9 protein-coding genes, 1 pseudogene and 1 riboswitch are annotated in these 9,879 nt (G+C 62.0%); of the genes and pseudogenes, 5 read left to right on the forward strand and 5 right to left on the reverse strand.

Features of this window, described 5'->3' with window-relative positions; translation table 11 throughout:
• Positions 1-10: 10 nt before the first annotated feature.
• Positions 11-892: a MetQ/NlpA family ABC transporter substrate-binding protein gene (locus tag K728_RS0103570; protein WP_019484171.1), complete on the reverse strand. Its 882-nt coding sequence runs from the start codon at positions 890-892 to the stop codon at positions 11-13.
• A gap of 211 nt (positions 893-1,103) precedes the next feature.
• Positions 1,104-1,220: riboswitch (SAM riboswitch) on the reverse strand.
• Positions 1,221-1,338: 118 nt separating this feature from the next.
• On the opposite strand from K728_RS0103570, the gene K728_RS0103580 reads away from it, so the two are divergent.
• Positions 1,339-1,764: a YybH family protein gene (locus tag K728_RS0103580; RefSeq protein ID WP_019484169.1), complete on the forward strand. Its 426-nt coding sequence runs from the start codon at positions 1,339-1,341 to the stop codon at positions 1,762-1,764.
• On the opposite strand, the gene K728_RS0103585 is transcribed toward K728_RS0103580, so the two are convergent.
• The 4 genes from K728_RS0103585 to K728_RS0103600 form a co-directional block, all read right to left on the reverse strand.
• Positions 1,758-3,266: a putative bifunctional diguanylate cyclase/phosphodiesterase gene (locus K728_RS0103585; protein ID WP_019484168.1), complete on the reverse strand. Its 1,509-nt coding sequence runs from the start codon at positions 3,264-3,266 to the stop codon at positions 1,758-1,760. The genes K728_RS0103580 and K728_RS0103585 overlap by 7 nt on opposite strands.
• Before the next feature lie 608 nt (positions 3,267-3,874).
• Positions 3,875-4,456 carry an HhH-GPD-type base excision DNA repair protein gene (locus K728_RS0103590; protein ID WP_019484167.1) on the reverse strand — a complete coding sequence of 194 codons (582 nt, stop codon included), beginning with the start codon at positions 4,454-4,456 and terminating at the stop codon, positions 3,875-3,877.
• Positions 4,457-4,524: 68 nt separating this feature from the next.
• Positions 4,525-5,571 carry an NAD(P)-dependent alcohol dehydrogenase gene (locus tag K728_RS0103595; protein ID WP_019484166.1) on the reverse strand — a complete coding sequence of 349 codons (1,047 nt, stop codon included), beginning with the start codon at positions 5,569-5,571 and terminating at the stop codon, positions 4,525-4,527.
• Between the two features lie 96 nt (positions 5,572-5,667).
• Positions 5,668-6,240 carry an MOSC domain-containing protein gene (locus K728_RS0103600; RefSeq protein ID WP_019484165.1) on the reverse strand — a complete coding sequence of 191 codons (573 nt, stop codon included), beginning with the start codon at positions 6,238-6,240 and terminating at the stop codon, positions 5,668-5,670.
• Positions 6,241-6,300: 60 nt separating this feature from the next.
• Here K728_RS0103600 and K728_RS0103605 point away from each other — a divergent pair, with 60 nt between their 5' ends.
• The 4 genes and pseudogenes from K728_RS0103605 to K728_RS20415 form a co-directional block, all read left to right on the forward strand.
• The gene (locus K728_RS0103605) at positions 6,301-6,762 is read left to right on the forward strand and encodes a Fur family transcriptional regulator (RefSeq protein ID WP_024475884.1); all 462 of its coding nucleotides are present in this window, start codon (positions 6,301-6,303) and stop codon (positions 6,760-6,762) included.
• Positions 6,763-7,704: 942 nt separating this feature from the next.
• Positions 7,705-9,363 (forward strand): sodium:solute symporter family protein, encoded by a 1,659-nt coding sequence (locus K728_RS0103620; protein WP_019484162.1) that lies wholly within the window; start codon positions 7,705-7,707, stop codon positions 9,361-9,363.
• Positions 9,364-9,372: 9 nt separating this feature from the next.
• Positions 9,373-9,504, forward strand: a complete 132-nt coding sequence (locus K728_RS21770; protein WP_019484161.1) for a putative transporter small subunit — start codon at positions 9,373-9,375, stop codon at positions 9,502-9,504.
• Positions 9,505-9,575: 71 nt separating this feature from the next.
• A pseudogene (locus K728_RS20415) lies at positions 9,576-9,879 on the forward strand (LLM class flavin-dependent oxidoreductase); the annotation flags it as partial.

Consider the following 9,879-nt stretch of genomic DNA (forward strand, 5'->3'; position numbering starts at 1 on the left):
GGAGGGCTGGTTAGCCTTGGGCGCGGGTGTCTTCCTCGACGGTGTCGAGGGTGGTCTGCAGCTCATCGGGGGTGACCTGAAGGAACTCGGCGGTCCCGCCGGAGGTCTCCTGGACGGCGTCCTGCACCTCCTGGTTTTCCTGGTAGATGCTGATCAGCTTCTGGTACGTCTCGTTGCCCTCTTCGCCGGCGCGGGCGGCGAACACGTTCACGTACGCGACGGCGGCAGGATCGGTCGGATCGTCCTGGGCAATGGCGTCCTCGAAGTTCAGGCCAGCGTCCTGGACAAAGTCGTTATTGATGATGGCGGCGGCGACGTCGGGCAGCGAGGTGGGGGTCAGCGACGCTTCGAGCGTGGTGACGGTGACCTTGGACGCGTCCTCATCAATGTCGTCGATCGTCGAGAAGGCGCTGCCGCCGTCGTCGAGCACCACCAGACCGGCGGACTGAAGGACCAGCAGCCCGCGGGCGAGGTTGCTCTCGTCGTTGGGGACAGCAACCGTCGATCCTTCGGGGATCTCCTCCACCGACCCGTACTGGGTTGAGTACAGGCCCAGCGGGTAGATGGCCGTGGAGCCGATCGGGGCCAGCTCCTCTCCGCTGGATACGTTGTAGCGGGCCAGGTACACCAGGTGCTGGAACTGGTTGAGGTCCAGTTCACTTTCGCTTAGCGCGGGGTTGGGCTGGGTGTATTCGGCGAAGTCGATGACCTCCAGCTCGATGCCTTCCTCGGCAGCGGCCTCGGTGAGCAGGCCCCATTCCGGGTCGCTGGCGCCGACGACGCCGAGCTTGATGCTTTCATTTCCGGAACCGGACTCGCCCGAACCACCACATGCCACAGTGAGGGCGAGGAATGGGGCAACGGCGATAGTGAGAAGGGTGCGGGATTTCATGGGGGTTTTTCCTTTGAACGGGGTACGTCAGTGGGGTCCGGTCGGCCGATAACACGGGCCAGGCGTTACCACTGGACAGGCAGATAGGCAGGAGTGAAGTGCTGCGATAACTGCAGCGACATTCGGGGAGTTTCCTCGGGGTTACATGCTGGCTCGCTTCAAGATGGCGGGCGGTATCCACGACGACCCCTCGGCGGGGTCAATTCTGGATACGCCGTACTTGCCGTCCGGGGACTTGTTCCGGCGGCCGAATCTTCACCTGGAGCACCCCGCTACGGGAGAGGGTTGCTGGTCAACCGGCCAGGGCCGTTGGTTGACACTCTTGATTCTGGAGATCACGCTAAGGCAGAAAATTTGTTGGGTCAAAACCTGGCCGTTACCGGTCGTCATAAATGACTTGCGCGTACCCGTTCCGTTCATCGGTCGGGCATGCGAGGATCGCCTTCATGGATGAAGAGTCGATCACTCAGGTTCTCGAACAGTATGCTGCAGCCGTATTCGGGAAGGATGTTGATGCCCTGCTGGCCCTGTACGACGACGACGTCCGGGTTTTCGACTTATGGGACGTGTGGAGCCACCAGGGTGCAGACCCGTGGCGGGAATCAGTGGCCGGGTGGTTCGCTTCGGTGGGGGATGAGCGCGTCAGGGTGGACTTCGATGACGTTCAGACTCTGGTTACCGAGGACCTGGCAACCGTGCACGCCATCATCACCTACCGCGACATTGGGCCCGACGACGTCGAACAGGACTCCATGCAGAACCGCCTGACCTGGGTTCTGGGGCGCCGCGATGGTGACTGGAAAATTGTGCACGAGCACACGTCAGCTCCGGTCAACGGCGAGACTTTCAAGGTCAACCTGCAACGCTACTGACCAACCAGTTGGGGTTCTCCCAGGCGCATATTATCGGGCCGCGGAATGAACCACGGTTCGAGGTCCTCCGCCGACATGGGGCGGGTGTAGAAGTAGCCCTGCGCGAGGTCGCAGTCCAGCTCGGTCAGCGCGTGTAGCTGGGCTGGCATTTCAACGCCTTCGGCGACGGCGATCAGGTTCGTGGCGTGGGCGAGCTGGATGCAGGACGCAACAATCGCGTGGTCCTTGCTGTCGGTAGTGAGCCCGGCAATGAAGGAGCGGTCGATTTTCAGTTCGTCGATCGGAAAGCGCTTGAGATAGGTGAGGCTGGAATGGCCAGTACCAAAATCGTCGATTGCCAACCTGACGCCCAGGGCCTTGAGAATTTCGAGGGTCCGCAGCGCGGCAACTGGATCCGCGGTGAGCGCCGTTTCGGTGATTTCCAGGGTCAGGAGCCCCGGAGCAACACCATGGCGTTCAAGCGCTTCAGTGACCATTTCTTCGAGGCGGGGATCGCTGAGCTGGATGGCTGAGATATTGACTGACATTCGTACTGGGGGCCGTCCCGCCGCAGAGCGGTGCCATGTGGCCTGTTGCGCGACGGCAGCGTTGATCACCCAGGCTCCGAGCGGCAGGATAAGCCCGGATTCTTCGGCGAAGTCGATGAAAGCTGAAGGTGCCAGCAGGCCCTTATCGGGGTGATCCCAGCGCACCAGTGCCTCGAATCCGTTCATCTGGCCGCTGACGAGGTCAATCTGGGGCTGGAAGAAGAGGCATAACTCTCCGTCCTCGATGGCACGGCGCAGTTCACCGCGGCGATTCAGCTGGCCGTCGTCGGGATCGCTGTGCATGCTGCACTCCACCTCGCAGCGGTTACGGCCCCGCTTCTTGGCCTGGTGCAGTGCCGCGGCAGCCCGACCCACCAGCCGGTCAGGGTTGTCAGTTTCGCTGGCCATCGAAACGCCAATACTGACCGTGATTTCAATGCTGGTCCCGCCAACCGCCATCGGCGCGCTCAGGGCCTCCAATAGCTCGGCGGCCACCGACTGCGCCTCCCCGGCGTCGGCGAAGTCAGCCAGTACCGCAAATTCGACACCCGACAACCGAGCGACGACTGCAGATGGATGCACCGCGGCACGGATCCGCTGCGCGACGATACTCAGAGTCTCATCCCCAGCAGCGATCCCCAGACCGACATTGACCGTCCGGAAGAAATCCAGGTCCACGATCAATAGTCCTCGGCGCTGTTTCCTGCCGGCCCGCTTTGCAAGGCAGAGCTGAAGCTCCGCCAGAAATCCACCCCGATTGAGCAATCCGGTGAGCGAATCATGGGTCATCAAATAATCGAAGCTAACCTTTGCCTGTGCAGGATTTCTGGCCTGTTCAAGGACACAGCTTCGCACTTCGGCGAGCGCCCGTGTGTAAGAACTGCTGTGATCAGACGCCAACTCTTCATCGGTCAGGCCGGTGGGGGTTTCGTCGATTGATGAATGGCTATTGGTGCTTGGTACTGGATCGAGCATGGGGGCGATTCGCTTTCCTGGTCATTCGACCGGAGTCTAAGGTTCAGCGACCGGGATATCTCAGGCCACAGAGTATTGCCTAGAAGGGCTTCGCTATCTACCAAGCCGCGTTGCGGATACAGGGTAGTCGCTTGTGAGCCTGCAGGACGGAAGTGGTCAACGGGAATGGCTGAATCCCATGAGAGCCTTCTTTCGTTCGAAACGGATGGAAGAGATCACGGCGTGCGCCAAAGCGTCCGATTTGCCAAATAATCGTTATTCTTCACAATTCCGATTCCTATTTCAGTGTAACCGCGACTTGAAACAAAGTCGGCTTATTTCGTTGATCCTGTGGCAATCCTGCGCGGCTCCTCGCTTCGGTCCCCTCCCAAAAGGAATACCCGGTTTCAGGACTCCTACAATCGCCCGTTCGGGAACACGGCTTTGCCTAACGAGTTCCGCACGGCTTGCCCGGTCCGGTGGGCAATTCAGGCAGCGGTGGGCAACTTTTCCCTCACCGATCTCCGGGTAGACCCCCTTTGTCTGGATTGCTCACCGCGACGAGACTCTTGACGCCGCCACTCGCGCGGCGGAAGAGGAGGGAGGCTACTTTGCACCGGAAACCACGGCTAGGCCTTCGCCTCCTTCGCCGCTGCCTTCGCCGCACGCTTGGTTTCACGCACCTTCGTGAGGGATTCGGGGTCCACGATGTCGGCGACTGAGCGGTAACTGCCCTCCTCGCCGTACGCGCCCGCGCTCTCACGCCAGCCGTCGCCGTCGTACCCGTATTGCTTGCCCAACAGTGCAAGGAAGATTCGGGCCTTCTGTTCCCCAAAACCGGGCAGTGCCTTGAGCCGCTTATAGACCTCGGCACCGTCGGGGTTGTCCCTCCTCCAGATTTGGGACGCGTCGCCATCCCAGTCGTCGAGCAAAGTGGCGCACAGCGTCTGGATTCGCGCGGCCATGTTCCCCGGGTAGCGGTGCACGGCGGGCGGCGTGCGGCAGAGTTCAACGAATTCGTCGGGATCCTTGTGGGCGATCGTCTCCGCGTTGAACGCGCCCAGCCGGTCCTTGATCTTGGCCGGGCCAGCGAAAGCCGTTTCCATCGCCACCTGCTGGTCCAGCAGCATCCCGATCAGCAGGGCTAGAGGCTCCTCGGAGAGCAACCTGTCGGCGGCGGGATCGTCGGTGATGTTCAGGTGCGCAGTCATAGCCCCGAGTTTAACGCGAGAACCCCCGGCAGGAGTAGCTCCTGCCGGGGGTTCACTAACGCGAAACGCTAGTTCAGCGTTGAGGTGTCGATGACGAAGCGGTAGCGGACGTCCGAGGCGAGGACGCGCTCGTAGGCTTCGTTGATCTTGTCTGCGGAGATGACCTCCACCTCGGCGCCCAGGTGGTGCTCGGCGCAGAAGTCCAGCATTTCCTGGGTTTCCCGGATGCCACCGATCAGGGAGCCGGCGAACGAACGGCGGCCACCGATCAGGGCGAATGCGTTGACGGGCAGCGGCTCGGCCGGCGCTCCAACGTTGACGAGCGCGCCGTCGAGAGCCAGCAGACCCAGGTAGTCACTGATGGGGAGGGTGGCACTCACCGTGTTGATGATCAGGTCGAAGGAGCCGGCGAGGTCGGAGAAGGTGTTCTCGTCACTGGTGGCGTAGTAGTGCTTGGCCCCCAGACGCAGCCCGTCTTCCTGCTTCTTCAGTGACTGCGAAAGCACCGTTACCTCGGCGCCCATCGCTGCGGCCAGCTTCACGGCCATGTGGCCGAGTCCGCCCAGGCCTACGATTGCAACCTTCTTGCCTGGTCCGGCGCCCCAGCGTTTCAGAGGCGAGAACGTGGTGATGCCAGCGCACAGGAGCGGTGCGGCGACGTCGAGGTCGATACCTTCGGGAATCCGGATAACGAAGTCCTCGGTGACGACAATGTGGGTGGAGTAGCCACCCTGGGTGATGGAGCCGTCGCGGTCCTTGGCGCCGTAGGTGCCGGTGTTGCCCTTGAGGCAGTACTGCTCCTCGCCGGCTTCACAGTTCTTGCACTCGCCGCAGGAGTTGACCATGCAGCCGACGCCCACGCGGTCGCCGACGGAGTGCTTGGTGACGTTGGAGCCGACCTCGGTGACGATCCCGGCGATCTCGTGTCCTGGCGCCAACGGGTAGGTCTGGGGTCCCCAGTCACCGCGGACGGTGTGGATGTCGGAGTGGCAGATTCCTGCGAACTTGATGTCGATCAGCACATCGTCGGGGCCGACGTCGCGGCGCTCGATGGTGGTGGCGATGAGGTCCTCGGACTCGGATGGCGCGGCGTAAGCGTTGACGGTCGTAGGCATAGATAAGCTCCTGCAGAATTGGTTGCGGAAAAATTTGGTCCCCCTCACCCAACGCCAGTGGACGGCGACGTATTCCTCAGCGGTGGCGTGAAACGATCAGGGCAACCGTGAAGGACGCCGGATCGTGGCCTCCCCAGCGCGGTCCGGTTCCAGTAAAACCGGGCTCACCAGTACCGCCGGACCGCGGTGCAGCGCCCCGTCCGCCAGCACCTGACAGCGCACTCCGCCTCGGCCGCGCATCGCCGCGTGGGCTCCCGGCGCCAGCATACGATCCATCCACACGCATGGATGCGCGGGCCGTCCGGCTTTCAACCGCACGACGTCGCCGGCGGACTCCAGCTCAAACTCCAGACCCAGCAGCGGATGCAGTTGGGCACCCCGCAGAATCACGTTCCGCCGGGCCAGCAACGGATCAAAAGGTTCAGCGGCCAGGCCACTGGCAATATCCTCGAGCGCTTCCACCGCCATCACCGTCACCGCGGCGTCCATGTGTGCGGCCTTGCCGAAGAACCGGTCCCCGACGATTCCCTTCCCGGCTACCAGGGCTACCCGGTCGGCGTCGGTCGTGGGCACGTCGGCGGCACCGTCGCGGGCGCGGCCAAAGTAGGCGTGGGCCGGTGAGACGAGCAGGTGCAGCACCTCGACGTCGTACCGGTAACGTTCAGTCATTGTCCAAGGCTACCGCGGAGTTGTTTTGACCTAATCAAAACAACTCCGTACAGTAGAGGTATGCCACAAGGTACCGCCTCGCAGACCCAACCCGATGCTCTTCGGGCCATTATCAGCGAGTCGGGACTGAAGGTGACTGCGCCTCGAGTGGCGGTGTTGGAGATTCTCCAGAGCGCACCCCATTCAAGTGCTGATCAGGTTTTTAATGAAGCACGAAAGAGCCTGAGCAAAATATCGGCCCAAACTATCTACGGGATTCTGGCGTCGTTCACCGGTGCCGGATTGGTCAGACGATTCGACCCGCCCAATTCTCCCGCCCTGTTCGAGTGCAGGGTGGGCGACAACCATCACCATCTGTCATGCGTTGGCTGCGGGTTGGTGCAGGATGTTGACTGCGTGATCGGCGAGGCACCATGCCTCACCCCCTCCGATGATTCAGGTTTCACCATTTACTCGGCCGAGGTCACTTTCAACGGCCTGTGTCGCACTTGCCAGACCAACGGCTCACCCGAAACCGGCTAAGCCACTTCTCATTCTCACGGCCCGCTGACGCGGCATTCCGTGATCAGTTCTGCCCAAAATCACCACTTCAACGCTGAACCGTTCGGCAATTTCGCCGCGCCCAAAAATAGGAGCTTCACCATGTCATTGATGAACCGCACCACCACCACACGCCCGGCCGCCGCCCATCGGGCAGCAGTCACCCCCGCCCGCCCGATGCCCCTGCTCGGTGGGCGCTACGTGACGACGCCGACCTCCGGCACCCCAGCCGAGGGAACCTACGTCACTACCCGTAGCGGCGGGNCGGGACGGTCCAGGTCCGCGGCACCTACGTAACCTCATCAAACCGGTCCATTCAGGAACATTCAGAGGGCCGCTACACCGACCGCGGCTAAGAGCCAGGCTCGGGAGGCTCACCCCCTACCACCTAACCCTTCAACAATCCTCGGATGATACTGCTCTATCAGGCATCATCCGAGGATTACTGGTTTCAGCGGACCCCCGAGTGGCCGTCGTCCGCGCCGTCGACGACGGCCACCTCGCCATCGTCACTGCCCGGCGCCACTACTTGCCCAAAGGTCCCCTCCGCCGGAAGCATGCTAGCCTGACTGCGTTGCAGGACGCCTGCCCGCGAGTAACCGTTCCCCCATTATTGGGATTGATCAGCGGCGAAGATTGCAGAGCACCTGCCCCCGTATGGGTACAAAACACCCACGAATCGGTTGGCCGCGCGCCGCCGAAAGACATAGCTATGCGCTCTGTTTGATTGCCTCAGGTAATTTTCTACGGGATTGACGCGCTTGCGCCCTCATTCGGGGCTCGGTCTCCGCGCCTGGAACGCTTGCGGAGGGGACGGCCCACAGGAGGCCAGCGTGATGACGATGTCGAGTTGCAAGCGTTGCTCGTCGTGACGAAGGGATCACAGTGCCTAACGATGCTGAGTTGTATCAACTAAGTGGATGGATGGTGATTCTGCTTCTTGTACTCCTCTACGGTGGCACCCTGCTGGTGTCCGCCTACATTGGTAAAAAGAAGGAGAACGCCGACGGCTACATGACCGCCGGCAACAAGGTGGGTTTCGGTATCTCCGCTGCGAGCATGACTGCCACCTGGATCTGGGCGGCTTCAATGTACGCATCCGCCACCTCGGGCTACACCTACGGCATCTCCGGGCCAATCCACTACGGGCTGTGGGGTGCCCTGATGATCCTGTTCATCTACCCTTTCGGGAAACGCATCCGCGCAGTAGCGCCGAAAGCCCACACTCTGGCCGAGGTGATGCACGCCCGCCACGGCCGGTCCAGCCAGTTGATGCTCGCCGGCTCCAACATCGTTGGCAGCGTGATCAGCCTGACCTCCAACTTTATTGCCGGAGGCGCCCTCGTAGCATTGCTCTCCCCCTTCAGCTTCGGGCAGGGTGTACTCGCCGTCGCCGTCGGCGTCCTCATGTACACGCTGTGGTCCGGCTTCCGCGCCTCGGTACTGACCGACTTTGCGCAGGTGGTCGCCATGCTGGGCGCCGTCGCGATCATCATCCCGGTGGTGTTCTTCGCTGCCGGAGGTCCCGGCATGTTCACCCAGGGGGCCGGTAACCTGACCCCCGAGCAGTCCAACTTCTTCTCGAGTGACGCGTTCCTGAACCAGGGTGCTCCCTATATCGCTGCTGTGCTGGCCTACGCCATCGGCAACCAGACCATCGCGCAGCGGCTGTTCGCTGTCCGCGAGGACCTGATCAAGAAGACCTTCGTCACCGCGACAGTTGGTTACGGTGCCACCGTGATCGGCATCGGCATGATCGGGGTGATGGCCCTGTACCTGGGTATCAGCCCCACCGGCGGCGACGTCAACAACCTGATCCCGCAGATGGCATCCACCTACCTGGGCCCCGTACTGCTGAGCCTGTTCTTTGTGATGATCCTCGGCGCGCTGTCCTCCACCGCCGATTCGGACTTGTCCGCACTGTCCTCGATCATGATGGCCGACGTTTACGGCAAGAACATTGCGACGAAACCCAACCCCAAAACCATGCTGCTGGTCGGCCGGATCACCATGATCGTGGCGACTGCCGCGGCCTTGATCTTCGCCAGTCAACAAATGGACATCCTCGACCTGCTGGTCTTCGTGGGAGCCCTGTGGGGGGCCCTCGTGTTCCCGGTCATCGCCAGCTTCTACTGGAACAAGGTGACCAACAGGGCGTTTACGACGTCGGTGGTCGTGGCCTTGGCCGTCTTCATCCCCGTCAGGTTCTCCTGGTTCTCGATGGACGGCGTCACCGGGATCCTGTTCGACATCCTGTCGGCTGCCGGAATTGGCATTGTCCTGGGCCTGATGGTGTTTGGCTTCTTCGGCCTGAAACCAGCAAAAATCGCTGGCGCCGTCGCCGCGCTTGCCTCGGCCCCCTTCGTCATCGGGTTCCTGCACGATTACACGGTCCTCACCGGTTCGCTGGTGGCCTACGCCGTGAGCACCATCGTCTGCTATCTGATGTCCGTCAGGAGCAAACAGGACTTCGACTTCGCCCTGATCAAACAGCGCATCGGCGACTATGACCCCGTGGCCGACGACGCCAGCAACACCCCTGACGACGACCTGGACGGCGCCACGCTGTCCGCCCGAAAGTAGGAGATCACCATGGAAACAATCCTTCTCACCGTGTATGTGCTGATCTGGCCGGTCATCGTTGCAGGGGTCCTCTGGACCGTCTGCCGTGGCTTCTTCAAGGACTGGTCTGAATCCCGGAAGGCCGGTCGAAACATCATCTAGTCGCTCGGTCGGGGCGATCCCTCTGGACGAGCAGCGGGAATGCGTCGGGACCGCAACGGGTTGATCCGGGTATGAAGCGAATAGGTTTTCTATCCTTTGGTAACTGGTCCTCCGCGCAGGGATCGCGAACCCGCACCGGAGGTGAGGCGCTGCTGCAGGCCATCGACCTGGCGGTGGCCGCGGAGGAGATCGGCATTGATGGGGGCATCGTTCAGGGTGCACCATTTTGCCCGGCAGCACGCTTCGCCGTTTCCGCTGCTCGCCGCCGTCGCCGCCCGCACCAGCCGTATCGAGATCGGCACCGGCGTCATTGACATGCGGTACGAGAACCCGCTCTACATGGCGGAGGAAGCGGCCGCGGCGGACCTGATCAGC

Source organism: Arthrobacter sp. CAL618 (assembly GCF_000468215.1).
Lineage (GTDB): Bacteria > Actinomycetota > Actinomycetes > Actinomycetales > Micrococcaceae > Arthrobacter_D.